Source organism: Gelidibacter japonicus, from assembly GCF_010725055.1.
In the GTDB taxonomy this organism is placed as follows: Bacteria; Bacteroidota; Bacteroidia; order Flavobacteriales; family Flavobacteriaceae; genus Gelidibacter; species Gelidibacter japonicus.
Map to the genome: position 1 here is coordinate 80709 of NZ_BJKB01000001.1, position 26401 is coordinate 107109.

Below are 26401 nucleotides of genomic sequence, written 5' to 3' on the forward strand. Positions count from 1 at the left end.
ATTGACCTAGACATCTCAATACAATGAAAAAAACTGGAATCATCATTCTACTTTTACTGATCTGCAATTCGGCATCAGCGCAACTATTTACCAAGGAAAGAGTAAAAAATCAAGAGAATTTTGATAAGGACCTTTTAACCTGGGGCTATTTTCTAGGTTTTAACAGTTATGACTTTAAGTTTCAGTATGAAGCCGACCTAAAAGACATCGTGGTCCAAACCAGTGTTGGATTTAATGTAGGATTAGTTGGAGATTTGCGCATCAACGATTATTTTAATTTACGCCTTGAACCGGGATTGTACATTTCCAAAAGAAATCTGCAATATGATTTTGCCACCACCAATCCGTCAGATTTGTTCCGAGAGGTCAATTCCACCTATATCCACTTTCCGTTATTATTAAAAGCGAGTACGAAACGCATCAACAATTTCAAGCCTTTTGTCGTAGGCGGTCTTTCAACCGCTTTAAATTTATCGAGCAATCAAGACAACCCAGATGACAATAACTCAGGACAGTTCCGAACAAAAAAAGGCATGCTCTTTTATGAAGTTGGCTTTGGAATTGATTTTTATTTGGAGTGGTTTAAGTTTACGCCGTCCATAAGAGGTGTTTTTGCCATCAATGATGAATTGGTTAGAGATTCAGATCCGGATAGCCCATGGACAGGCAATATAGCCAACATGAAAACACGTGGTGTTTTTGTGAATTTTACGTTTCAGTAGATTCGGGTTTCGAGTTTCCCGCGGTTTCCGCAGATTTTCGCAGATTTTCGCAGAATAAGTAGTTATAAAATACATTATCTCCCTTGTGCAACTTCGCGTCTACTTTGTGATCCCTTTGTGCAATAGCTTTTATTTTAAGACACCAAGTTGCCCATCAGGCAGGGGCGGGTTACACAGATTTCTCGATAGATCATTTTGGCAATAATTTCAAAACCGTCGACTAAAAACAAATAAAACTGCATGGACAGGTTCTTGGTTTATGGGTTCCCGCGGATTACGTAGATTTCGCAGATGATAACTGATATAAATTAATGGGTCAATACTTCACTAATCCCTAATGCCTCATATTGTTTTGAGCTTCTTGTTTCCCGCAGATTTCGCGGATTTTCGCAGATGATAACTGATATAAATTAATGGGTTAATTTTCTAATTGAATGTCCCTGATTAGAGTTGACCGTTATTCCATCTTCAAAATTCAAAATTCAAAATTCAACAATCAACAATCTTCAATCGTTATTTAAGTGAACCGTCTATTCACTATCCTCTGCTCCCTAATCCCTCTATTTTCTATTCTCTATACTCTTGTTTCTCGTTAAATGTTTATCTCAACTTCAATTTCAACTTCAACTTCAATTTCATTCGGGTTAATGTTCAAAGTTATACTGATTTATAGTTAGAGTGATTGCACTAATCCCTAATCCCTAATCCCTAACCCCTAATATCTACGTCCGCCTCTTAAACTCACTCAGCAAAATAGCTGTAGCCGTTGCCACGTTCAAACTTTCCGTCTCTTGATGTTTACTAAAATGCGGAATGCCAATTTTATTCTCAATTAGGGTTTCTATTTCAGAAGAAATCCCGTTGGCCTCATTGCCCATTATCAAAATACCTTGTTTTGGCAGGGTGGCCTTATATATGTTTTGGCCATCCATAAATGATCCAAATTTTTGAAGCTTTGAGCTTTTCAAAAAATCTTCCAAGTCCAGATATGTGACATTCACTCGGGTCAAAGATCCCATTGTCGCCTGAACTACCTTCGGGTTAAAGCAATCTACCGTCGTTTCACTACACACCAAATGTTCAATTCCAAACCAATCGCACAACCTGATAATGGTCCCTAAATTTCCCGGATCACGAACGGCATCCAAAGCAAGAATCAATGTATCATTAGTCACTTTTTTCGCCTCCGGAATTTTAAAAACAGCCACAACATGTTGCGGTGTAGCCAAAGCACTTATTTTTTTGAGATCAGTTTCAGAAACGAGATTAAATTTTTCTGGAGGACAGATATAATCAGCGCTCAGAGCGTATATATGATGCGGCTCAAAGGACGACTTTAAAAATTCATCGACCGTTTTTTTACCTTCTACGATAAATAACCGATATTTCATTCGGTTTTTCTTTTGTCGCAAACTCGTAATTAATTTGATTTGATTCTTTGTCAACATTAAAATGTATTTACTTTTGTTTCGTTATTAATTCCTATCAACGATCTTTGTAATGTTTGTTTTACCACCTATAAAAACAGTAAATTTGAGCCCATCAATACTTATGTCAATTTCCACTTGAAAGTTAAGGTAGCAAAAATATCACTTATTATGGCAATATTAATATTGCTATCCTCATGTAATGCCGTAAAACGTGTTCACAAAGGTGAACATTTGCTCATGGACAATACGGTTTATGTCAACGACAAAAAAAATAACACGGATGCCCTCAACAGCTTATTGTTTCAAAAACCAAATGGCAAATTTCCATTGTTTGGAATCCCAATACGACTCCATATTTACAATCTGGCACGACCAAATATTGATTCCATCTTAAACGCAAAATATAGGAACCCCGAAAAACCAAAAACCGCTCTCAAAAACTTCATTTCACTTAAACAATATGAAGCGCTCATCAGCTCAAAAAAGGACTTCAATACTTGGCTAAAAAAGACTGGAGAACCTCCCGTCACCATCGATTTTCTAAAAACCCAAAAATCAGCCACCAATCTTAAAACCTACTATTACAAAAACGGTTGGTTCAATGCAGATGTGTCATACAAAATTGATACAATAGATGCGCAAAGAGCAAAAATGAACTATTATATAACCACGGGAACTCCTTATTTTATGGATTCTATCCGTACCAGGATAGCGTCTCCCGTTATCGATACGTTATATCAAAGTCTTAAAAAAAATTCGTTGTTGGTAAAAGGCGAGCAGTTTAAGGAAGAGAACTTGACCAATGAGCGCGAACGTTTAACTACAGAATTACGGAACTCTGGATTGTATCATTTTGCCCAAGATTATATCACCTTCGAAATTGACACCATTAATACCAACAAAAAAGTAAACACCGATCTAATTATCCAAAATCGGATCATCAGATATGACGATTCAATTCAGGTCAGGCCATTTAAGATTTACAAAATAAAGGATGTCAATATCTTTACGGATGATACCTATCAAAACAAAAACCTCATCCCAACCGATACCATAAATTATAAAGGCTTTAATATTTATAGCTACGGAAAATCAAAGTATAGGGCAAAAGCATTAACAGACGCCATTTTCATTACAAAAGGTGATATTTTCAAAGACATTAACCGCACGCGGACCTACCGTTATTTGAGTGAATTACGGACTTTTAAATATCCAAATGTGGAATATGTGGAACATGTTGAAGACACGACCTTGACCACTAATATTTATTTGATCCCCAAGAAAAAATTTGGACTGAATTTCAATGCGGAAGTCTCTCAGAGCAATATACAAACCATAGGGTTAGGTTTTAGCGGCGGACTCCTGATCAGAAATGTATTTAGGGGCGCTGAAACTTTAGAGGTTTCAGGTCTTGCTGCTATTGGCTCTTCAAGAGAATCCGGAAGTAAAAATGACGCCTTTTTCGATATTACTGAAGTGGGCGCCACGGTCAAGCTTACCATACCCCGTTTATTTTTTCCATTAAACACCGATAAGGTCATTCCAAAATACATGTCGCCAAGTACTAGGATTAGTGCTGCCGCTACAAGTCAGCGCAATATAGGATTGGACAAGCAAACCTTTACAGGAAATCTGAGCTACAATTGGTACCCCAATACAAAAGTGACCAACACTCTTGACCTCTTCAATGCTCAATACGTAAAAAACCTGAATGCCGATAACTATTTTGGAGTGTACCAGAATTCATATAATAGCCTTAACAGTATTGCAAGAAACATTAATTACATTGGAAATACGGACGAATTAACCATTCCCGATGGCGCCGATCAATTTATAGCCGATGTTCTAAACAACAACACCAGCTTGGTCCCAACAGATCCCAATTACAAAAATGTCAGCAATATTGATCAACGGAAAACAAGATTGACCGAAAACAACCTTATCATTTCTTCAAGTTTCAACTACGTGAAAACCCGACGGGAAAGTATTTTTGACAACGACTTCTCCACCATTCGATTTCGTGTGGAGTTTGCGGGAAATATCCTAGCCAGTATTTCAAAATTAACCGGGGAGAAAAAAAATGCGAATGGACGTTATGATATTTTCGGGGTGGCTTACTCACAATATTCAAAGGCAGAAGTAGATTATGTCAAATATTGGGATTTAGGAAAGAAGAATGTTTTCGCGGTAAGGAGTTATGTTGGAATTGCCGTGCCTTATGGCAACTCCGACAACATTCCGTTTTCCAAAAGTTTCTTTGGTGGCGGCCCTAATGACAATCGGGCGTGGACGGCCTATAACCTTGGCCCTGGAAGCACCAAGTCGACCAACGAATTCAATGAAGCTAACTTTAAACTCCACTTTAGCGCCGAACAACGTTTTAATCTTTTTGGATCATTATATGGTGCCTTTTTTGTGGACGCTGGCAATATCTGGAACGTTTTTGACAATGTTACAGATCCAACCCAGACCTTCAACAATTTGAGTTCTTTAAAGGATATAGCCGTAGGTTCAGGTTTTGGTTTGCGATATGATTTCAGCTTTTTTGTACTTCGTTTAGATGTCGGCTTTAAAACCTATGATCCATCCTACAACTTAGGAAATCGATGGTTTAAGGATTATAACTTTGGAAATGCCGTTTACAATATTGGTATCAACTATCCATTTTAAGCCAGGGATACCATCTCATTACGCCAATCAGCCAAAAATTTGATTTACACCAAATCACTGAGACCATTTTATGACGATATTTGAGATAAGCCAATATACTACAAGGTTATCGTGGCAAACACATCCATTGTTCACAAAAAACAATATGGCCAAACCCTTATTTTGCTTTAATTTCATTATTTTTGAAACTAATTATAACAATAAAATCATTATGAGTCACAACATAAAACCAGGTGTTGCTACCGGCAAAGAGGTGCAAGCTATTTTTAAACTCGCAAAAGAAAAAAAATTCGCATTACCAGCAGTCAACGTCATAGGATCTAACACGATCAATGGAGTATTGGAAACTGCAGCAAAGCTAAACGCTCCGGTAATCATCCAGTTTTCCAATGGAGGTGCTGTTTTCAATGCAGGGAAAGGCTTGAGCAATGACGGTCAAAAAGCAGCCATAGCAGGTGCAATTGCGGGTGCAAAACACGTACACCACATGGCTGAAGCTTATGGCGTTCCGGTAATATTGCACACGGACCATTGTGCGAAAAAATTATTGCCTTGGATTGATGGACTATTGGATGCCAGTGAAAAACATTTTAAGGAAACCGGCAAACCACTCTATAGTTCACATATGATCGATCTATCAGAAGAGCCACTTGAAGAAAACATCCAAATCTGCAAGGACTATTTGAAACGCATGAGCAAAATGGGAATGACCCTTGAAATTGAATTGGGGATTACTGGCGGCGAAGAAGATGGGGTGGACAATACCGATGTGGACGATTCAAAACTCTACACGCAACCTTCAGACGTGGCTTATGCCTATGAAGAATTAAGCAAGGTAAGCGATCAATTTACCATTGCGGCAGCTTTTGGAAACGTACATGGGGTCTATAAGCCAGGAAACGTCAAATTAACGCCGAAAATCCTTAAGAATTCTCAGGAATTTTTATCCAAGAAACATAATCTACCGCACAACCATATCGATTTTGTATTCCATGGTGGATCAGGATCAAGCGTTGAAGAAATAAGAGAAGCTATTGGTTATGGGGTGATCAAAATGAATATTGACACCGACATGCAATTTGCGTTCATGGGTGGTATTCGTGATTATTTCAAGCAAAATGAAGCTTATTTACAAACTCAAATTGGAAGTCCTGACGGAGAGGATTCGCCAAACAAAAAGTACTATGATCCTCGTGTATGGTTGAGAAAAGGTGAAGAAACCTTTGTTGAAAGATTGAAAAAGGCGTTTGAAGATTTAAATAACGTAAATACTTTATAGTTTTGCGGAGAATTGTTGGAGCGTCGTTTTTCCAATAAGTAGGAGATAATTATATGAATAGCTCGAAATAATTATAAAATAGCATATAATAATAAGATTCCTGCCTTCGCAGGAATGAGGTTTGAAGATTTAAATAACGTAAATACTTTATAGTTTTGCGGAGAATTGTTGGAGCGTTATTTTTCCAATAAGTAGGAGATAATTATAAAAATAGATCGAAATAATTATAAGATAGCATATAATTATAAGATTCCTGCTTGCGCAGGAATGAGGTTTGAGGTTTTAAATAACGTAAATACTTTATAGTTTTACGGAGGATTGTTGGAGCGTTAATTTTCCAATAATTAGGAGATAATTATAAAAATAGATCGAAATAATTATAAGATAGCAAATAATAATAAGATTCCTGCCTTCGCAGGAATGAGGTTTGAAGATTTAAATAACGTAAATACTTTATAGTTTTGCAGAGAATTGTTGGAGCGTTATTTTTCCAATAAGTAGGAGATAATTATAAAAATAGATCGAAATAATTATAAGATTCCTGCCTGCGCAGGAATAAGGTTTGAAGATTTAAATAACGTAAATACTTTATAGTTTTGCAGAAGATTGTTGGAACGTAATTTTTCCAATAATTAGGAGATAATTATATGAATAGATCGAAATAATTATAAGATTCCTGCCTGCGCAGGAATGAGGTTTGAAGATTTAAATAACGTAAATACTTTATAGTTTTACGGAGGATTGTTGGAGCGTTATTTTTCCAATAAGTAGGAGATAATTATAAAAATAGATCGAAATAATTATAAGATTCCTGCCTGCGCAGGAATGAGGTTTGAAGATTTAAATAACGTAAATACTTTATAGTTTTGCAGAAGATTGTTGGAACGTAATTTTTCCAATAATTAGGAGATAATTATATGAATAGCTCGAAATAATTATAAGATAGCATATAATAATAAGATTCCTGCCTTCGCAGGAATGAGGTTTGAAGATTTAAATAACGTAAATACTTTATATCTTTGCCTAATATAAAACTAACTTTCGATTACTTTTTTGAAACTCAAAAATCGTAAATCGTAAATCTAAAATCATAAATCAATATGTCTTGGTTTAAAAGAAAAACAAAAGGAATCACCACTACTACGGAGGAGAAAAAAGACACGCCTAAGGGCTTGTGGTATAAATCTCCAACGGGTAAAATTATTGATACTGATGAACTTGAGAAGAACTTTTTTGTTAGCCCAGAAGACGGATACCACGTAAGAATTGGCAGCAAGGAGTATTTTCAGATTCTATTTGACGACAACAAATTTAAGGAATTGGATGCCAATTTATCTTCCAAAGACCCCTTAAAATTTGTGGACACCAAGCCCTATCCGGACCGGTTAAAGGCCGCTGAAGATAAAACCAAACTTAAAGATGCCGTGCGCTGTGCCGTTGGAAAATCCAAAGGAAAAAACATCGTTGTGGCCTGTATGGACTTTGCTTTTATTGGTGGCTCCATGGGTAGCGTGGTTGGCGAAAAGATTGCACGTGCAGGCGAATATGCCTTAAAGAAAAAATTACCTTTTGTCATCATTTCCAAATCGGGTGGTGCCAGAATGCAGGAAGCTGCTTTATCGTTGATGCAATTGGCCAAAACTTCGGCCAAACTCGCTCAATTGGCCGATGCAGGTATTCCGTATATTTCTTTATGTACAGATCCAACCACGGGTGGTACAACCGCCTCTTTTGCCATGTTGGGCGATATCAATATCAGTGAACCTGGCGCTTTGATTGGGTTTGCCGGACCGCGTGTGGTAAGAGATACTACCGGACAGGAGTTGCCCGAAAACTTCCAAACTGCCGAGTTTTTATTGGAACACGGCTTCTTGGATTTTATTACGGAGCGTAAGGATTTGAAGAATAAAATCAATCAGTATATCGACTTGATTACCAATCAGCCGTTGCGGGTATAAAACAAAAAAGTGAGCCAATTGGCTCACTTTCTTTTTATAGTTTGGAACTCAATTTAAAGTTATGTCCACTACCGTTCCATTGTTAAAAGTAAATGTGGCTTGATTATTACAATTGCCATCACCATAGTCAAATACACCGCCAAAATTGGCACGTTGCACAGCTACGCTTCCACTGACAAAGTAATAACAAATCACTTCTCTTCGCAACGGAATGACTACGTCGTAGGTATACCTATTGCCATTGGCAAACGTCGTGTTCCACTTACCGGTGACTTCAAACACGTTGTCACTCCATAGTCCACTACCGAAACCTTCGATCCATTCTCGAACCTTTTCGCCCTTTCTGCTTGCTTGTGCCCCATTAGGCCATATTAAGGTCAGGTCTAAGGTATGTGTAAATTGTGGGTTACCATTCTGGTTGGATCGTTGTTTCATGATGGTTTCGTTGCCAAGAATGTTTTTGGCATCCAGATAAAAATCCACCAATTCATAACTGATACTTACTTGTTGCGCCTCTGGATTTCTTTCGTATGTAAACACAATTTGTCCTTTAAGCAGATGGTCTCGTACCATACAACCTTCGTTGCCAAAATCCATGGTCACTTGTCGGTAGCCCTTATCCATGACCATTGTTATGTTCACACAATCCGGAATAGATCGCTGTTGCGGCAATCTGGCGGATACTTCCGCCTCCTGATATTCATAAGACTCGATGATCAAATCGCCCAAAAAACCTTCTGCTTCATCAATCTCTGACGATTTTGTGAGTTCTGTAGTGCCTTGCTCTTCTGAGGTCATCTTATCAGTCTCTTCATTACTGCAGTTTGTAAAAGTCAGCCCAAAAACCACAAGGACCAACATCCACTTTACAGTTTGTTGATTAAGTTTTTTCATCATTATATTTTTTAATGTTAATATAATGTTAAGACGCAAATGGATGGAGATGGTTTAATATCCACAGAAACATTTAACAGGAATCTCCTTTACAAAAAACAATCTATTGTGTAAAAGTCGATGGGTTTCACGCCTTCTTGAAGTAGATTTTAAAACGTGAGCCCACATTCACTTCGCTTTCAACCTCTATTTTCCCGCCCATACTTTCGATATGGTTCTTGGTAATGAACAAACCAATCCCCCGGGCATCCTGTCGTTGATGGAAGGTTTTTTCAAATTGGAACAAATCAAATTTATGTTTAGCCAAATCAATTCCCAAGCCATTGTCGATCACTTCCAAAATGACAAAATCGTCAGTCTCAATTGTACGTAATTTCACATAGGATTGACGTTCCTTCGAACTGTATTTTAATGCATTGGTCAAAAGATTGAGGATGATACTATCCAAATAGACCGCAAGGGCCAATACTTCAATCTGCGAATCGACTTCATTGATAATCTCACATCGCTCTTGGCGTGCTATGGCATTGATATTATAGATGGCACGATCTACAAAAGCGCTCAAAACTTTTGGTTTTAGGTTGCTTTTTAGATAGAAATCTTCTTTTCTGACCTCATTAAGGTTTGTGATGGTTACATCGAGCTGAGCCAGCGATTCTTTGAGCATTTTAAAGTTCTCATCATTTTTGATACCTTTTAACTCCTCTTCCATAAATCCAATGATCATCCCTAGGTTGCCCAGATGGCTCCGGATATCATGGGTAGCGATATGTGCAAAGTCCTTTAGTTTTTCATTTTGGGTCTTCACAATTTCTGTAATGGAATTCATTTCCCACAACATTCCTTTTTGATCAGTAATGTCCACTACTTGGGTAATAAAGTAGAGCGGACTACCATCCAAATGTAGTTGTAAAGAAACCGATAGCAACACCCATACAATATGTCCTTCCTTATGGAAATAACGCTTCTCAATTTGATAACTATTTGTTTCGCCGCTCAACAATCGCCGCAGTTGTTCAATATCGACCTCTATGTCATCTTTATGTGTAATATCAGGAAATTTCAAGGCGTAAAATTCCGCTTCAGAATAGCCCAAAATCTTTGTCATTCCGTGATTGACCTTCACCCAGCGATAATCCAAACCCACAATGGCAATTCCATTTGGAGCATGATTGAAAATGTTTTCAAAAAGTCTGTCCTTTATTTTAACTAGGTTTGTAGGCATGTATCAATATCAATTATTATCAAAAATAACTGAGTTCAACCGATACCATTAACCCATTAACAATTATTTATACTCGTTTTCCCGCTATTTCTGCCATCAAAGAAATTTTCATCTGAAGTATTATTCATGTGATATTAATCACTATCTTTGCACCGTGATTCGAAAATCGAGTCCGTACATAACAATCATTTACAATAATATTAGCATGTATTTAGATCAAAAAGAAAAAGAGGCCATCTTTACAAAACACGGTAAAGGTCCACAAGACACAGGTTCTGCAGAAGGGCAAATTGCTTTGTTTACCTACAGAATCAATCATTTAACAGAACACTTGAAACAAAATCGTAAAGATTACAATACAGAGCGTTCATTGGTAAAATTAGTTGGTAAGCGTCGTGCATTGCTCGATTACTTAACTAAGAAAGATATCTTAAGATATCGTGCCATTGTCAAAGAATTAGGATTGAGAAAATAATCACTATAAAGACCACGCCTTTCAGCGTGGTTTTTTGTTACATTAATACACCTACAAGACCTTAAAGTCCTTGCAGGATAAATTAAAAGAAGCGAAATCCGGAATTGGTCCGGAAAAAGTTTTTCATTGGTCAACACACAACACTACACAACAACACAACCCTGTCCGTCCAGTAAGGCGGAGACCATTGTTTAATTTGAATTAAAAAATTTATGATTCCAAAAGTTTTTAAAGAGGTCATTGACCTTGGTGATGGACGTACAATCTCCATCGAAACCGGAAAATTGGCTAAACAAGCTCATGGTTCGGTTGTTGTGCAATCTGGAAAATGTATGTTATTATGTACTGTAGTTTCCAATTACCAGCAAAGTGATGTTGACTTTTTACCGTTAACTGTTGACTATAGAGAGAAATTTGCAGCTGCAGGCCGTTATCCTGGCGGTTTCTTTAAAAGAGAAGCACGACCAAGTGATGGTGAAGTATTGACCATGCGTTTGGTAGATCGTGTATTGCGTCCATTATTCCCAAGTGACTATCACGCTGAAACCCAAGTGATGATTCAGTTGATGTCGCATGATGACGATGTGATGCCAGACGCTATGGCCGGATTGGCAGCCTCTGCAGCCATTCAACTATCTGATATACCATTTGAATGCCCAATCTCCGAAGTAAGAGTAGGTCGTATCAATGGCGAGTTCATCATCAACCCTACCCGTGCTCAATTGGAAGATTCAGACATCGATATGATGATCGGGGCATCTGCCGATTCAGTGATGATGGTAGAAGGAGAAATGGACGAGATCTCAGAAGAAGAAATGGCAGAAGCCATTAAGTTTGCTCACGAAGCCATTAAAGTACAATGTGCTGCTCAGGTAAAATTGGCTGAGGCCTTTGGAAAAAAAGAAGTTCGTGAATACGAACCTGAAAGAACGGATGAGGATCTAGCCAAGAAAATCCATGCTATGGCCTACGATAAAGTGTATGCTATTGCTAAAGCCGGATCAGCTAAACATGAAAGAAGTGCTGCTTTTGATGCCATTAAGGAAGAAATCAAAGCGACGTTTTCTGAAGAAGAATTAGAGGATTATGGCGGTATGATATCCACCTATTATTATAAAGCCGAAAAGGATGCTATCCGTGACCTTACCTTGAACGAAGGTTTGCGTTTGGACGGCAGAAAAACAGATGAGATCAGACCAATTTGGTGTGAAGTGGACTACTTGCCTTCAACACATGGTTCTGCACTTTTTACACGAGGTGAAACTCAAGCCTTGGCTACAGTGACTTTGGGAACTTCAAGAGAGGCCAACCAAATTGACATGCCTTCTTTTGAAGGTGAAGAGCGCTTCTATTTACATTATAACTTCCCTCCTTTTTCAACCGGTGAAGCACGTCCTATACGTGGCACTTCCCGTCGTGAAGTAGGACATGGAAACTTGGCACAACGTGCCCTAAAAGGAATGGTACCTGATGAGTGCCCATACACCGTACGTGTTGTTTCAGAAGTTTTGGAATCAAACGGTTCGTCTTCAATGGCAACAGTTTGCGCTGGTACTATGGCCTTGATGGATGCTGGGGTTCAGTTAAAGAAACCTGTATCCGGGATTGCCATGGGCTTGATTTCTGATACAGATTCTGGAAAATATGCAGTTCTTTCAGATATTTTGGGTGATGAAGATCACTTAGGTGATATGGACTTTAAGGTCACCGGTACCGCTGATGGTATCACGGCATGCCAAATGGACATTAAGGTTAAAGGCTTGTCTTACGAAATCTTAGTGAAGGCATTAAAGCAAGCACGTGAGGGTCGTTTGCATATTCTTGACAAATTGGTAGAAACTATTGCAGAACCAAATGCCGATGTTAAGGCCCACGCTCCAAAAATGGTTACCCGTGTGATCCCTAACGAATTCATTGGTGCATTGATTGGACCAGGTGGAAAAGTCATTCAAGAATTACAAAAAGAAACCAAAACCACTATTGTTATCAATGAAGATCCTACTACGGAAGAAGGTATCGTTGAGATATTAGGTACTAATCAGGAAGGTATTGATGCGGTATTGGCGAAAATCGATTCGTTAATGTTCAAACCAACCGTTGGCTCATCGTACTTGGTAAAAGTGATCAAGATGCTCGATTTTGGTGCCGTGGTTGAATATGAAGACGCTCCAGGAAACGAAGTCTTATTACACGTTAGCGAATTGGCTTGGGAACGTACAGAAAACGTAACCGACGTCGTCAAAATGGGTGATGTCTTTGAGGTGAAATACTTCGGAGTGGATCCTAAGACACGTAAGGAAAAAGTTTCACGTAAGGCCTTATTGGAAAAACCTGAAGGTTTTGTATCAAGACCACCAAGAGACAATAATAGAGATAACAGAAGCGGTGGACGTGACAATCGCGGATCTCGGGATAATAGAGGTCGTGACAATAGAGGTCGTGACGACCGTAAACCAAGAGAAAATAAAAAAGAGGATTAATTTCTGATTTATATTCTTAATATATTACCAACCTCACAGGTTTTGAAAACCTGTGAGGTTTTTTTATGTCGATAATCGTAATTTTCCAATAAGAAATCAGGATTGCTTCGTTCATAGAACAACCCATTATTGATTGGAAATCCATAGTTTTATATTGGCAGACTGAAAATCTGCTCCGTGAATTAGCTGGAAAATAAGATGTAAAAATGCATAATGATTTATGTACCCGCCTGATTGGACGGGCAGGTTCGTAGCTAAAACGTGTATAGAAACCAAAGTAGCTGCAATGACTCCCGAAAGCAATCGAAATGAATGTACCTCATTAACAAGAACACAGCGCTTAAAATAAAATTGCTCGATCTCGCCCCTCTGTAATTTCTTTCTAAAAAGTAAGACATTAATTTGAAAAATCTCATAACGTTCTTTCCTTTATATGAGCCTATTGACTTTTATAATATTTTACGTGACACTAATGATCCATAATAGAAGATTATTTTTTTTAGATTTTTTAGAATACAAATTCAACCTCTCAGAGGTTTTTTTAATACCCTTACTTGAGTTATAAACCCGACAAACTTGCAAAATCCCGACATCCTGTCACCTTCCCAAATTTTAACAATTGAGGATATGGTAAGATTTACATGTCATAATTCAGAATTCGATAACCCATGGCATTCAAACTTATCAAATTGATGAATCCCGAAAATCGGTCGTATATATCCGGGCTTCCGTACAGTCCTTGCAGCTATAATGGAAATTAATAGTGATAATCAATAACTTAAATAATGAAAGTATTAGTCATTGGAGCAGGAAATATGGGATTGACCTATGCGGAAGGCATGGCCAACTCCCCTTTGCTCACTAAACATAAACTCCGGATTTTTGACACGGATCCGAAAAAAATCGAAACATTAAAACAACAATCCCAATTTCATGTTTACGACACGCTTGACGATTGTCTGCCAAAATCGGACCTCGTATTTATCGCCGTCAAACCTTATCATAGTGCCGATTTATTCAAGATCATGACACCTATGCTCAACGACGATCAGATATTTGTATCGTTAATGGCCGGCGTTACTATAGAGACGATCCAACAACAATTGGGAAAATCCAAAGTGGTACGGACCATGCCTAATCTTCCTGCCCAAGTTGGAAAAGGTGTCACCTCCTACACCGCATCAAAATCGGTTTCAAGGGTAGAGTTACTCATGGTGAGAAATCTATTGGATACCACAGGGACCTCAATACACGTCAATACAGAGAAATTCATTGATGCCTCTACAGGAATCTCCGGAAGTGGACCGGCCTATGTGTTCTACTTTATGCAATCGATGTTGGACGCCGCCTTAAAAATGGGCTTTTCAGCATACGATTCCAAGGTTTTGGTGAGCAACACCTTTGAAGGGGCTATTGAACTCTTTAATCAGAATGATATGTCGCCAAAATCATGGATTGAAAAAGTGGCATCCAAAGGCGGTACCACACAGGCAGCCATAGATTCTATGGACGACAACAATGTAAAACAACTTATCCAGGACGCGGCCTATGCGGCATTTGACCGAGCCGTCGAATTGGGAAAAAAATAAAAATGGAAACGAAACGAATCGTAGTAAAAGTTGGTACCAACGTACTGACCAATAAAGACAATCGAATTTTAGGTCCCGTATTAAGGGAATTGGTAAGACAAATATCCGTACTTAACGAAAGAGGCGTCGAAGTGATATTGGTCTCTTCAGGATCGGCTATTGCCGGAAAGGAAATCTTGGGCGAGACGAGTATCATCGATCCGTCCATCAGAAGACAAGTGTACTCTTCAGTAGGGCAGCCGCGGATGATGCGTCATTATTATAGTCTGTTTCATGATTATGGGATGCGCTGTGCACAGGTCTTGGCCACCAAACGTGATTTTGACCCGGGCAAGCACCGTGAAAATATGGTCAACTGTTATGAAGGTCTCCTTGCAGAAGGGGTTACGCCAATTGCCAATGAAGATGACGCCACCTCATTGACCATGTCCATGTTTTCCGATAATGATGAACTGGCAAGTTTGGTAGCAGAATTATTGGATGTGGACCGATTGATCATTCTCTCGGATACCAATGGCTTATATACAGGACATCCAGACGATAAAGACTCCAGACAATTGAAAGAGGTCTCCGTTAATCAGGAGGTAGAACAATATGTTATGGCTTCCGGCAAAAAAGAAGGCGAAGGCCGCGGCGGAATGGCTTCTAAATTAAAGATTGCCAAAGGGACGGCCAGAAAAAACATACCCACTTATATAGCCAACGGGAAACGTGAAAATGTGATCGTCGATATTATTGACAACAAGGAAGTTGGGACGAAGTTTGTTTCTGAACAAGGTATTAAGTATTAAGTACTAAGTATTAAGAATTAAGTACTAAGTATTAAGTATTAAGTATTAAGAGGTAGGACTAGGAATTTAAAATTTAGAAGAATTCCCTCCACCCTCCATTGAGCCTGTCGAAATGAAGGGAATTTGGATTCAATTCCATAAAAGGAATTGAAGACGGAAGGGTTACAAATTTTATCCCAACAAGATTTCCAATCGGCCCATAAGAACCTTCTCAATATCCACTGAACGAAGTGCAAGAAGTATTAATCAGATAATATTAATTTAAATAAAACATAACATAATGAAACTTTTAAATACAAACATAAAAAACAAGGTGCTACAATCAATGATGACTATTATTGATAAGGAGCGAAACAATATTTTAAAAGCAAATCAAAAAGACTTGGATGCCTTTGGCAAAAGTGATCAAGCCCTTTATGACCGCTTGGTGGTTGATGATTCCAAAATTGATGGGATGATCAAGGCCATCTCGGAAGTAGAAGCCCAAGAAGATCCTGTAGGGCAGGAGATCTCAAATTTGACTTTGGACAGTGGCTTGCAAATCACCAATAAAACCGCCCCATTTGGTACGATCATGATCATTTATGAATCGCGACCGGATGTGACCATTGAAGCTGCCGTATTGGCCTTTAAGGCCAACAACAAGATTCTTTTGAAAGGCGGAAAAGAGGCGCTCCACAGTAACCTTATTCTCGAAAAATGTTGGCACCAAGCTTTGGAAGACAACGGTCTTTCCAAAGACTGGATCCAACTGTTGCATCTTCAACGTGAAGAAACACAGGAATTCTTAAGGAATCCGACAGAAAAGATCGATTTGATTGTCCCAAGAGGTGGCGAACGTTTGATTAAATTTGTAAAAGACCATGCCACTTGTGCAGTATTGATCAGCGGCAGAGGAAACAACTTCCTATATGTTGCCCAGGATGCCGATTGGGAAAAAACAGTCAAGGTGATCGTCAATGCCAAAACCGATAAGATTTCGGGATGTAACGCTTTGGATAAGGTCCTGATCGATAAAAGGCTTCCAAATTACGACACCAAATTGAAAGATCTTCAGGCCATTTTACACAATCTGGAGGTGGAATTGCTTGTGGATGAAAAGGTCGGCAACATTCTCACCAACGAAGCCAAAATCGAAAATGAGGACACTTGGTACGAAGAATTTTTGGCCATGAAACTTGTCATTGCAGAAGCTGAAAATGAGGATGTTGCTATTGAGATGATCAACACCTACTCTGGTGGGCATTCGTCCTCCATTCTCACCGAAGACAAAAAATTGGCGCAGAAATTCATGGAGCAAGTTGATAGTGCTGCAGTATACCATAATGCGTCCACACGCTTCACTGACGGCGGACAAATGGGCGTTGGCGCAGAGCTGGCCATCAGCACCGATAAACTGCACCACAGAGGTCCATTGGGGCTAAAGCAATTGGTCACCAATAAGTATTATGTGTTTGGCGACGGACATGTGAGGGCTTAAGTGGTTTCGGGTTTTGAGGGATGAGGGATGAGGAATTAGGGATGAGGGATTAGTGGTGAGTGGTGAGAGGTGAGAGGTGAGAGGTGAGAGGTGAGAGTCAATGTCGACTGTCGACTGTCAACTGCTGACTGCCGACTAAAAAAGTTAAAGAATCATAAAAACTTGTATTTGTCAAAAATTAAACTATCTTATTGCCTATGGTTCATACAGATAAAGAAAAATATTCGGAAATTTTAAGTACCTCTTTAGAATACTTAGAGAACATTGGTTTTGAGAATATCAAAGCAGACGCGGAGGGTTACGAAACCCCAAAATCATACCTCAAAAAAGGGAGTGATATCAACATAACACCCGATATTGTAGCAGAAAAGGAAGGGAGAAAACACTATTTTGAATTGAGTTTAAAGTCGGATAAAACACGCTTATTGAAATCAAAATGGCTGTTTTTAAATACCTTAAGCGCCATGAGTGCTTCCCGTTTCAAGATCATAACTACCCGGGGGCATTACAAATTCACGAATGAGATGTTGGAAGACATCAATTTGACGGATAAAAAATTGATCAAACTTTAACTAAAACAAAAGACTTTTAGCCGCTGCGCTAAAAGTCTTTTTTCTTTGATAGGCCTTCCAAAGCAATCCTATGGTCCTTCCATAGAAATAACAACTGAAAACGATTCACCGCCACCTATGGTTTGAAAGAGATCATTTAGTGTAGCTTTCTATAGATTAAAATTAATTTCAACTTTCTTGTAACATTTAGAGCGTCTTTTACGTATAACTACTTACGAAAGGATTATTCACCATTTTAAATTAGAGAGGCACATTTAAATGAGACAACTCAAAATTACGAAGCAAGTAACCAACAGGGAAACGGCTTCGCTAGACAAGTATCTCCAAGAAATTGGAAAAGTTGACTTAATTACCGCAGATGAGGAAGTAGAATTGGCGCAACGCATCAAAGCTGGAGATCAACTGGCTTTAGAAAAGTTAACCAAAGCCAACTTACGTTTTGTCGTATCGGTAGCAAAACAATATCAAAATCAAGGGTTGACCTTACCAGATTTAATCAATGAAGGTAACTTAGGCCTTATTAAAGCGGCACAACGTTTTGATGAAACACGTGGATTCAAATTTATTTCCTACGCCGTGTGGTGGATTCGTCAATCCATTTTACAAGCGTTAGCTGAGCAATCGCGTATTGTACGGTTGCCATTGAATAAAATTGGCTCCATCAATAAGATCAACAAAACTTTTGCGTTTTTGGAGCAAAGTCATGAACGTCCGCCAAGTGCAGAGGAAATTGCCAAAGAATTGGACATGACCATCAATGATGTAAAAGAGTCCATGAAAAACTCTGGCCGTCACGTATCGATGGATGCGCCTTTGGTTGAAGGTGAGGATTCCAACCTCTATGACGTTTTACGCTCTGGCGAATCTCCAAATCCGGATAAGGATTTGTTGCATGAGTCGTTGCGCACAGAAATTGAACGTGCGTTGGAAACATTGACACCTAGAGAAGCCGATGTCATCCGATTGTACTTTGGTTTGGGAGATCAACACCCTATGACCTTAGAAGAGATTGGTGAAACATTCGACTTAACTCGTGAACGCGTCCGTCAAATTAAAGAAAAAGCAATTCGTAGGTTGAAACATACCTCACGAAGCAAAATATTGAAAACCTATCTTGGATAAAGATTAAATCCAAATTTAAAGCGCCCCGTCTGCCGACAGGCAGGCAAATTCCAAACGATGATTTTGGAACATCGGCCTTAAATCCTGAAACTTCGGGAGGAATTTGAAGACAACAAACAGCATATTCTCTTAAATGAGATACCTGCTTTCGCAGGTAGTAAGCTGTTCGTTTTTTGATTGATGAAAGAACCCTCGGCTGATTACCGGGGGTTCATTTTTTTTAGCCCACTTATAAACCTCTTCTTGAGAAGAAAAAGACTAACAGGTCTACTTATTATTCTGTATTGAGAAACACTTCAGATGAGTGCTCTATCTACATTTAAAAGTTTCCCACAGATTCCGCAGATTTTCGCAGATAACGAGCCGGAGGTGGGGTTAACGATTGATGATTGATGATTGATGATTGATGATTGATGATTGATGACTGATGATTGAAGATTGATGATTGATGATTGATGACTGATGATTGATGATTGAAGATTGAAGATTGATGATTGATGACTGATGATTGATGATTGAAGATTGATGATTGATGACTGATGATTGAAGATTGATGATTGATGATTGATGATTGATGACTGATGATTGATGATTGAAGATTGATGATTGATGACTGATGATTGATGATTGAAGATTGAAGATTGATGATTGATGACTGATGATTGATGATTGAAGATTGATGATTGATGACTGATGATTGATGATTGAAGATTGAAGATTGATGATTGATGACTGATGATTGATGATTGAAGATTGATGATTGATGACTGATGATTGATGATTGAAGATTGAAGATTGATGATTGATGACTGATGATTGATGATTGAAGATTGATGATTGATGACTGATGATTGATGATTGATGATTGATGATTGATGATTGAAGATTGAAGATTGATGATTGATGATTGATGACTGATGATTGAAGATTGATGATTGATGATTGATGATTGATGATTGTTGATTGTTGATTGTTGATTGAAGGTTGATGATTGAAGATGGAAAAATGTGAAACAAAAGAAATAAATTGTCAGAAAACTGAGACCGCCAACTGCAGACTGCAGAATGCCGGCTTTTTATCCCTGACCCGTCCTCAAATAACTATACCGGTTAAAGAATAAATCCTGATACAGTTATACAAAACATTTTGGCAAACCTTATATTTTGCATAAATAGGCAATGTTATTTAGAACAAAGAAACCTGAAACTCGAAACTTGAAACAAAATTTGAAGAACCAACTGTCAACCGCAGACTGCCAACTGCCAACTTTTTTTCTCTATCTTTGCAAAAACTTTACAACAACTCTTTATGTCTTCAAAACTCATTGCCCCTTCAATTTTAGCAGCCGATTTTGCCAACCTCCAACGTGACATCGAAATGGTCAACCACAGTGATGCGGATTGGTTCCATATTGACGTCATGGATGGCCATTTTGTACCTAACATCTCTTACGGAATGCCAGTCATTTCCGCCATTAAAAAACATGCCACAAAACCATTGGATGTGCATTTAATGATTGAGAAACCAGAGCGCTATATTGAAGAATTCGCGAAAGTTGGAGCAGACATTATCACGGTGCATTACGAATCTACCGTTCACTTGCATAGAACCTTAAGGCAAATCAAAGATGCCGGCTGTAAAGCAGGTGTAGTATTGAATATAACAACACCTCTTGTAGTTTTGGAAGATATCCTTCCAGAATGCTATATGGTCTTGTTAATGTCCATTAATCCTGGTTTTGGTGGTCAGAAATTTGAAGAAGTCACTTATAAACGCATTAAGAATCTGCGTCAGATGATTGATGCCCAAGGTTTGGACACGCGTATTGAAGTTGATGGTGGCGTCACTGATAAAAATATTCAAAAATTAGTTGAAGCAGGTGCCGATACTTTTGTGGCTGGTAGCCACGTCTTTGGAAGCGCTAATCCAACGGCAACTATAAAAGCCTTGAGAGACTTGGCCAATTCATAAAGATTAACGACTTGCCCGAACGTACCGTTTCCTTTATGATGGAATTCGCATAATCCGTCGGTACGGGCGGGCTGACGATTAGTGAAGTGTGAGTTCAGTTCTGCCTGTGCAAGGATACCATGAAATTGACGTTACAGCGCCTGTCCATCCTAAACAAAGCTTTGTCGGAAAACTTTTGTAGAGGCGGGCAACTCCTGTGAAGGCAGGAAATTGAAATTGAAGTTGAAACAAAACACTTGAAATTACAAACTCCATTTAATGGATAGACTGGTTTTTCCGCCCTAGTTGGTGTTTATCACCGACAATTCTAAACCGCTCAATACTACTATCAGCCTAGTTTTGAATCTATCATACATAGAGTCTTTAGTCCCGTATTTTGGCCATTAGGTTACTTTTAATCAAACGATTATTTTCGTTGGAAACATTATAGTTCATTCCAATGAAGCTATTTCACAACCCATTAATTAAATTTAACACTTGTGGCTTTAAGGTGCCTTTATCCTGCCTTTATCCTGCCTCTATCCTAACAGCACATACGGACTAAATTTTTCATACATTCCGGTACAATTTCTACCAAAATATCCAAATCCAACAACCTAATACCAATTTCGCATGAACTAGTGGTAAGAAGACTTTTTCTGAAACCAAATACTTAATATCTCTTTTCATAAAATGAATCATAACTAAATAAGGGCATTACGCCTGTCTACTGCCCTCTACGCACTTCCCTCTATCCTCTTTAAAGCCGCATAATCAAAAAATTAATCAGATCGGTAGTCGTCACAATCCCCACGAGCACGTCATCATCAACAACCGGTAAGGCGTGAAACTCTTTTTTGGCTAAAATCTCGGCAACCTCTTTAATGTTCGCTGTAGAAGGCACACTGACCACATTTTTGGCCATCACCTGCTCTATGGTAAACATATTGTAGACCAAACTTTCAATCTCACCATCATCATCTACGGCATCCACAAAACTAATTCGCAATAAATCGGTGTAGCTCAACATACCTATTATGGATTCACCTTCTACCACAGGGATATGTCTGATTTTGTGCCGTTTAAACAAACGTTCTGCCGTTTCAAGTTCATCGTCCTTTTTAAGCGTAATGATCTTGGTGGACATTATTGAAGAAATCAATGGTATATTTTTCATGGTTCTTGTGTTTTATAAATCACTAATAAAGATAGCCTATAAAACCTGTAACAAGTATGATAAAAATCAGGTTTGCCTATAAACTGAAACCGATGCTCCTATTCATGGCTACCATAACCATAATTGTAACCATAATTGTAACTATACCCATAAGATCTACTTTCACCGACACCATTAATCACGTAGGCCATATTTTTTAATCGCCCCGTTTCAGCTAAATTTTTAGAAAAATCAAGAAGATTTTTTTCAGTAACTCCTGCACGTACCATATACAAAGTAACATCGGCGAGCTCTGAAATTAGCAAAGTATCCGTTACCAAGATTGTCGGGGCAGTATCTACAACAATATAATCATAGATTTCTTTGGCATCATTCAACAGTTGTTCAAAACGACCGTTGGTCAACAAATGAGCCGGATTCGGAGGAATGGTTCCAGAAAGTAAAGTATCATGATCTGGATGCTTCGGAAAACCTTTAATCAAAGCACTTCGCCAATCAAAAGAATCATCATATAAATAATTGGATAATCCTAGCTCATTCTTATCCATTTGTGGTATTGTATAATGATGGATTTGCGGATTCCGCAAATCGGCACCAATCAGCAAAACCTTTTTATTTAAGCTCGTAAGGGCCAATGAAAGATTAATTCCAGCATAAGTCTTACCCTCACCCTTTATTGTAGACGTTATATAAATAACTTTCCCTTCTTCCGAAACACGAGGTAAAACATAATTAACATTTGAACTCAGTATTCTAAACGCTTCCGCTTGGGTTGTACGGTCTGTAGGATCAGCAAATACTAAATTCTCATCTTTTATCTTCGGAAGCTCCGCCAAGACAGGGATTTTAGGAACCCTTAATTCGACATCCTTTTTTCCTTGGACTTTTGTATCCAACAAAATACTAACGTAAATAACCCCAAAAGGTACAAGTAAACCGATTGCAAATGCCAAGAGGTATACGTTTTTTCTGTTTGGTGATATTGGTGCACCGCCAGAGATAGCATATTCTACAACTTTTATCGAAGGTTCTGTAATTGCTAAATTAATCCCCGCTTCCTCTCTTTTTTGAAGCAAAAACAAGTATAAAGTTTCCTTAATAGCCTGCTGTCGTTCAATAGAACGCATGATTTTCTCTTTTGCCGGAATGGCGGAAACTTGAGAGGAAAATTTAGCATTTCTTTTGATTAGTTGATTTTTAGTAGCTTCCAATTGTGATTTGTAAGCCGATATGGAGTTACTGATGTTAATTGCCAACTCTTTCAGCTTTTCATTCAATGATAACACCATTGGATTATTTTTCCCACCGCTGGTCAAGTAATTATCACGTTCGAAAATCAGCGAATTATATGTGTTGATAAGCTCATTCGTATTAACACTCGAAATCCCAATATTGGCCGGCAACAATTGATAGTCATTATTTCGCACGTCCAAAGATTCAGCTAACATGTTTGAGAGCAAAATTTGACTTTCAATCTCAAACACTTCATTCTCTGCCTCTGTACGTTGAGAAATTCCCAAAGCTGCATCAGACTCAACATTAAAAAAATTGTTGTTCTGTTTATAATCTCGTTTATTTCCCTCAATGGAATCCAATTCACCGGCCAAAAGCTCGAAGCGTTCTTCAATAAACGCAATGGTCCTCTTAGATACCTCTTGACGGTCCACGATTCCGTCCATATTGAATACCGAAATCACCTCATTAAGGATTCGCTCTGATTTCTGCTTGCTTTCACCACTCAGACTGAGCTGTAAGAGATCACTATCTCTTCCCATTACAGAAACCCCCAAACTACCTTTTAAGCTTTTTGCTGCTGCCGTAATGGGTGAAAGCTTAAAAATATAGGTTTTTCCTTTATTTTCTTTAATACTCTTTAAACTTCCCGCTTCCAATTCAAAAGGCAGATCATGACTCACATTAAAAGAACTATAATTCGGAAATATTATGGGCTTCTCTGAATTCCCTCGATATACTTCAAATCCCTTTTCCTTAATCAATATCTTAAAGGATTGGTGAGATTTAATACTATCGTTGGGGATTGTTTTAGTCAGGCTAAAAGGAAATCCCGCTATTTCGGAAGTTCTTACATTCCCTTCTTCATAGAAAGCCATGGTCAAATCGAGGTTTCTAACTACTAGCTCACTAATGCGTAAGGATTTTATGACTTCCATCTCATTTTCCAAATTAATGGTAGAGCGATTAAAAATAAAGGCAGAAGAAGGCATCTCTATCCCTTTGCTTTTATTTAAAATTTGAATTTTGGAAGTGGTTCTATAAACGTTTGGGGTATATCTTAAATAGATAAAGGCAACGCTAATAGAAATGAGGGCAATAATTACAAACCAAAACCAATAACGTAAATATTTTTTAACCTCGTTCTTTATAAGTTCACCTTGATCAGTTTTTCCAGTAAGGGTATTCACTCTTTCTTGATTCATTATTATTTTGTTATTAAAATCACCGTACTCAATACTATAGAAAACACTGAAATAAAAGTTCCCACGTTACCTACAAAACCAGAGCTTTTAACTTTAGGGGCATTAGGATTTACCATTATCACATCATTGGGGTTAATATAGTAATAAGGACTCTTTAAAAGCGCTGCAGAAGTTAAATTCAGATGTGTGGTTTTAAAGACGCCATCTGTTTCTCTAATTAATAGCACATCCTCACGCTTTCCATTAATAGTCAAATCACCGGCATATCCCAAAGCCTGCAATAAGGTGACACTTTCCTCCGTAAAATTATAAGTTCCTGGAGTTCTAACTTCACCTAAAACAGTAACTTTTGCATTAAGAAGCCTCACATTGACCGTTGGATTTTTTAGATGGCCACCATCCTCCAATAGTTTCGTCAATTCTTCCTGTAGCTGCGTCGTGGTTTTACCTTTTGTAGAGATAATACCTAATTGTGGAAAATTTATGGTGTTACTTTCAGAAACCAAATAACCTTCAAGCCTCATTAAATCAATGCTAGATTGACTAATTCCTGGAGATACTTTGTTATATGGAATCGCTGCTTCCGGAACGAGAGCTCCTACCGTAATTTTCAAGATATCATTTGGCTGAAGAGTTGGTTTGCTATAATTGATTTCAGTATTGTCAAACTCCTTAGAATCCTGAAAATAAAGGATTTCCTTTTTCGTGGCACATGAATTCAAAAAAAAGAGGGCTATTAATCCCAATAGAATGTATTTCATTAAAATTATTTTGAAATGTTTGAACATAAGATTTTATACAAGTGATCTGCAAAAGTAAGGTGTTTTTTATAAAATGTACTCAATCAGTGCGTCTCTTTCGCCAATTCAGATTTAGATTTTGAATTTAAAGCCCAATGGTATAAAAAAATCAAAGAATACAAAATAGTTCCAATTAAAAGCAAGAGAACCAACTGAAGATGGATTTCAAATTCCTTAAAAAGAACCGCCAAAACAAATAAAACCACATTGATGATCACAATACACATTGTAGTTTGAGCATGTGAATATCCCATCTTTAGAAAGCCATGGTGCAAATGGTTTTGATCGGCATGAAACGGACTTTTTTTATGAAGTATTAGGCGAATAAAAAAAACGCGGAACGTATCTAAAAGTGGAAAAAACATTATCGCCAAAGCTAATACAGGAGCAGAATTAAAAAAAATAGACCCACGGTACAACTGAGCTTCACCAATAAATCGGACTACGAAAAAGGAGAGCAAGAACCCAATCACCATGGAGCCTGTATCGCCCATAAAGATTTTTCTTTTCTTAGCAAAATTTAATCTCAGGAAAGGTATTAAAGAGCCTATGGTTGCTACTGCAATAGTAGCCATACTTATATCCTGAGTTTTCAAAAACACATAAGCAAAAGCAGCACAGGCAAATAGAGCCAAACTTCCAGCCAGCCCGTCAACCCCATCGATAAGATTATAAGCATTAATAATCAGTATATACACAAACAATGTAAAAGCTACGGACAACCAATAGGGCAATACTGTAATCCCAAAAATTCCAGAAAACCCAATGATACGAGTATCGGTAAAAATTATCAACACCAAAGCGGCCATAAGTTGTCCCAAAAATTTTTTTCTAGGTGATAGCACCAGTAAGTCATCTTTGAGGCCTAAAAAGAACAAGATGGTCATCCCGCCCAAAAGCAGCAATAACACCTTAGTATTCAATAGTCCACCAAGCGTCGTAATGACCACGACCAAGCTCACAAAAATTGCAATACCACCTAGTGTAGGTGTCCTTTTTGAGTGAACACTTCGTGAACCAGGCTCGTCCATGAGTTGTTTCTTTACAGCAATCATAAAGATGGCCGGAAAGGTGTTAAAAGATACAAAAAGTGCAATGAGGAATGCCAGAAACAACCAAATGACCACATGATCGAGTGGATCAAAATAGGAAAGCAATTCTTGAATCATGATGTGATAGGTTTAAATTTCAATGCGCAAATCCTGGGGGAATTTTGACAAAGATACGTGTAAAGTGTTAATTTTCACAAGCTTTTGAATTATAAAATCATCCAATTTCGCACTAAAATTATATGGGTTCAAAAATAATGCTCTCAGTTATATTTGATTAGCTCAAAACATTAAATCTTT

General features: G+C 38.2%; 19 protein-coding genes. 12 read left to right on the forward strand and 7 right to left on the reverse strand.

Annotation, left to right across the window (positions count from 1 at the left end; all coding sequences use genetic code 11):
• Nucleotides 1–23: 23 nt before the first annotated feature.
• The gene (gene porT, locus G6N06_RS00365) at nt 24–722 is read left to right on the forward strand and encodes a type IX secretion/gliding motility protein PorT/SprT (protein WP_163514072.1); all 699 of its coding nucleotides are present in this window, start codon (nt 24–26) and stop codon (nt 720–722) included.
• 722 nt (nt 723–1444) lie between these two features.
• Here porT and G6N06_RS00370 read toward each other — a convergent pair.
• The gene (locus G6N06_RS00370) at nt 1445–2170 is read right to left on the reverse strand and encodes an RNA methyltransferase (RefSeq protein WP_163514073.1); all 726 of its coding nucleotides are present in this window, start codon (nt 2168–2170) and stop codon (nt 1445–1447) included.
• A gap of 150 nt (nt 2171–2320) precedes the next feature.
• Between G6N06_RS00370 and tamL the strand changes: the two genes are divergently transcribed.
• From tamL to accD, 3 genes are all read left to right on the forward strand, one after another.
• Entirely contained in the window at nt 2321–4822 is a 2502-nt protein-coding gene (tamL, locus tag G6N06_RS00375) for a translocation and assembly module lipoprotein TamL (RefSeq protein ID WP_240337919.1), read from the forward strand.
• Between the two features lie 211 nt (nt 4823–5033).
• Nucleotides 5034–6101 (forward strand): class II fructose-bisphosphate aldolase, encoded by a 1068-nt coding sequence (gene fbaA / locus G6N06_RS00380; RefSeq protein ID WP_163514075.1) that lies wholly within the window; start codon nt 5034–5036, stop codon nt 6099–6101.
• Between the two features lie 1100 nt (nt 6102–7201).
• Entirely contained in the window at nt 7202–8059 is an 858-nt protein-coding gene (gene accD, locus G6N06_RS00385; RefSeq protein ID WP_163514076.1) for an acetyl-CoA carboxylase, carboxyltransferase subunit beta, read from the forward strand.
• A 48-nt stretch (nt 8060–8107) separates the two neighbouring features.
• Here the strand turns inward: accD and G6N06_RS00390 are convergent, their stop codons facing one another.
• Both G6N06_RS00390 and G6N06_RS00395 read right to left on the reverse strand, forming a co-directional pair.
• Complete coding sequence (locus tag G6N06_RS00390; RefSeq protein WP_240337920.1) at nt 8108–8956, reverse strand: hypothetical protein; 849 nt, start codon at nt 8954–8956, stop codon at nt 8108–8110.
• A 124-nt stretch (nt 8957–9080) separates the two neighbouring features.
• Complete coding sequence (locus tag G6N06_RS00395; protein ID WP_163514077.1) at nt 9081–10178, reverse strand: sensor histidine kinase; 1098 nt, start codon at nt 10176–10178, stop codon at nt 9081–9083.
• 205 nt (nt 10179–10383) lie between these two features.
• On the opposite strand from G6N06_RS00395, the gene rpsO reads away from it, so the two are divergent.
• The 8 genes from rpsO (at nt 10384) to rpe (ending at nt 20658) form a co-directional block, all read left to right on the forward strand.
• Nucleotides 10384–10653 carry a 30S ribosomal protein S15 gene (gene rpsO, locus G6N06_RS00400; protein ID WP_163514078.1) on the forward strand — a complete coding sequence of 90 codons (270 nt, stop codon included), beginning with the start codon at nt 10384–10386 and terminating at the stop codon, nt 10651–10653.
• A 212-nt stretch (nt 10654–10865) separates the two neighbouring features.
• Nucleotides 10866–13133, forward strand: a complete 2268-nt coding sequence (locus G6N06_RS00405; RefSeq protein WP_163514079.1) for a polyribonucleotide nucleotidyltransferase — start codon at nt 10866–10868, stop codon at nt 13131–13133.
• 785 nt (nt 13134–13918) lie between these two features.
• A complete protein-coding gene (gene proC / locus G6N06_RS00410; RefSeq protein ID WP_163514080.1) occupies nt 13919–14722 on the forward strand; it encodes a pyrroline-5-carboxylate reductase in 804 nt (267 codons plus the stop codon).
• A 2-nt stretch (nt 14723–14724) separates the two neighbouring features.
• Nucleotides 14725–15513: a glutamate 5-kinase gene (gene proB, locus G6N06_RS00415; protein ID WP_163514081.1), complete on the forward strand. Its 789-nt coding sequence runs from the start codon at nt 14725–14727 to the stop codon at nt 15511–15513.
• A gap of 280 nt (nt 15514–15793) precedes the next feature.
• Nucleotides 15794–16993: a glutamate-5-semialdehyde dehydrogenase gene (locus tag G6N06_RS00420; protein ID WP_163514082.1), complete on the forward strand. Its 1200-nt coding sequence runs from the start codon at nt 15794–15796 to the stop codon at nt 16991–16993.
• A 197-nt stretch (nt 16994–17190) separates the two neighbouring features.
• A complete protein-coding gene (locus tag G6N06_RS00425) occupies nt 17191–17565 on the forward strand; it encodes a hypothetical protein (protein WP_163514083.1) in 375 nt (124 codons plus the stop codon).
• Between the two features lie 258 nt (nt 17566–17823).
• Nucleotides 17824–18687 carry a sigma-70 family RNA polymerase sigma factor gene (locus tag G6N06_RS00430; protein WP_066433750.1) on the forward strand — a complete coding sequence of 288 codons (864 nt, stop codon included), beginning with the start codon at nt 17824–17826 and terminating at the stop codon, nt 18685–18687.
• 1308 nt (nt 18688–19995) lie between these two features.
• Entirely contained in the window at nt 19996–20658 is a 663-nt protein-coding gene (rpe, locus tag G6N06_RS00435; protein WP_163514084.1) for a ribulose-phosphate 3-epimerase, read from the forward strand.
• A gap of 739 nt (nt 20659–21397) precedes the next feature.
• On the opposite strand, the gene G6N06_RS00440 is transcribed toward rpe, so the two are convergent.
• From G6N06_RS00440 to G6N06_RS00455, 4 genes are all read right to left on the reverse strand, one after another.
• Nucleotides 21398–21814 (reverse strand): CBS domain-containing protein, encoded by a 417-nt coding sequence (locus tag G6N06_RS00440; protein ID WP_163514085.1) that lies wholly within the window; start codon nt 21812–21814, stop codon nt 21398–21400.
• Between the two features lie 98 nt (nt 21815–21912).
• A complete protein-coding gene (locus G6N06_RS00445; RefSeq protein WP_163514086.1) occupies nt 21913–24252 on the reverse strand; it encodes a GumC family protein in 2340 nt (779 codons plus the stop codon).
• Between the two features lie 2 nt (nt 24253–24254).
• Nucleotides 24255–25013 carry a polysaccharide biosynthesis/export family protein gene (locus G6N06_RS00450; protein ID WP_163514087.1) on the reverse strand — a complete coding sequence of 253 codons (759 nt, stop codon included), beginning with the start codon at nt 25011–25013 and terminating at the stop codon, nt 24255–24257.
• An 83-nt stretch (nt 25014–25096) separates the two neighbouring features.
• The gene (locus G6N06_RS00455) at nt 25097–26221 is read right to left on the reverse strand and encodes an MraY family glycosyltransferase (protein ID WP_163514088.1); all 1125 of its coding nucleotides are present in this window, start codon (nt 26219–26221) and stop codon (nt 25097–25099) included.
• Between the last annotated feature and the right edge of the window lie 180 nt (nt 26222–26401).

Bases quoted from the DNA above. Each gene is read 5' to 3' on its own strand.
- porT (WP_163514072.1), top strand. From the start codon at position 24: ATGAAAAAAACTGGAATCATCATTCTACTTTTACTGATCTGCAATTCG.
- G6N06_RS00370 (WP_163514073.1), bottom strand. From the start codon at position 2,170: ATGTTGACAAAGAATCAAATCAAATTAATTACGAGTTTGCGACAAAAG.
- tamL (WP_240337919.1), top strand. From the start codon at position 2,321: ATGGCAATATTAATATTGCTATCCTCATGTAATGCCGTAAAACGTGTT.
- fbaA (WP_163514075.1), top strand. From the start codon at position 5,034: ATGAGTCACAACATAAAACCAGGTGTTGCTACCGGCAAAGAGGTGCAA.
- accD (WP_163514076.1), top strand. From the start codon at position 7,202: ATGTCTTGGTTTAAAAGAAAAACAAAAGGAATCACCACTACTACGGAG.
- G6N06_RS00390 (WP_240337920.1), bottom strand. From the start codon at position 8,956: ATGATGAAAAAACTTAATCAACAAACTGTAAAGTGGATGTTGGTCCTT.
- G6N06_RS00395 (WP_163514077.1), bottom strand. From the start codon at position 10,178: ATGCCTACAAACCTAGTTAAAATAAAGGACAGACTTTTTGAAAACATT.
- rpsO (WP_163514078.1), top strand. From the start codon at position 10,384: ATGTATTTAGATCAAAAAGAAAAAGAGGCCATCTTTACAAAACACGGT.
- G6N06_RS00405 (WP_163514079.1), top strand. From the start codon at position 10,866: ATGATTCCAAAAGTTTTTAAAGAGGTCATTGACCTTGGTGATGGACGT.
- proC (WP_163514080.1), top strand. From the start codon at position 13,919: ATGAAAGTATTAGTCATTGGAGCAGGAAATATGGGATTGACCTATGCG.
- proB (WP_163514081.1), top strand. From the start codon at position 14,725: ATGGAAACGAAACGAATCGTAGTAAAAGTTGGTACCAACGTACTGACC.
- G6N06_RS00420 (WP_163514082.1), top strand. From the start codon at position 15,794: ATGAAACTTTTAAATACAAACATAAAAAACAAGGTGCTACAATCAATG.
- G6N06_RS00425 (WP_163514083.1), top strand. From the start codon at position 17,191: ATGGTTCATACAGATAAAGAAAAATATTCGGAAATTTTAAGTACCTCT.
- G6N06_RS00430 (WP_066433750.1), top strand. From the start codon at position 17,824: ATGAGACAACTCAAAATTACGAAGCAAGTAACCAACAGGGAAACGGCT.
- rpe (WP_163514084.1), top strand. From the start codon at position 19,996: ATGTCTTCAAAACTCATTGCCCCTTCAATTTTAGCAGCCGATTTTGCC.
- G6N06_RS00440 (WP_163514085.1), bottom strand. From the start codon at position 21,814: ATGAAAAATATACCATTGATTTCTTCAATAATGTCCACCAAGATCATT.
- G6N06_RS00445 (WP_163514086.1), bottom strand. From the start codon at position 24,252: ATGAATCAAGAAAGAGTGAATACCCTTACTGGAAAAACTGATCAAGGT.
- G6N06_RS00450 (WP_163514087.1), bottom strand. From the start codon at position 25,013: ATGAAATACATTCTATTGGGATTAATAGCCCTCTTTTTTTTGAATTCA.
- G6N06_RS00455 (WP_163514088.1), bottom strand. From the start codon at position 26,221: ATGATTCAAGAATTGCTTTCCTATTTTGATCCACTCGATCATGTGGTC.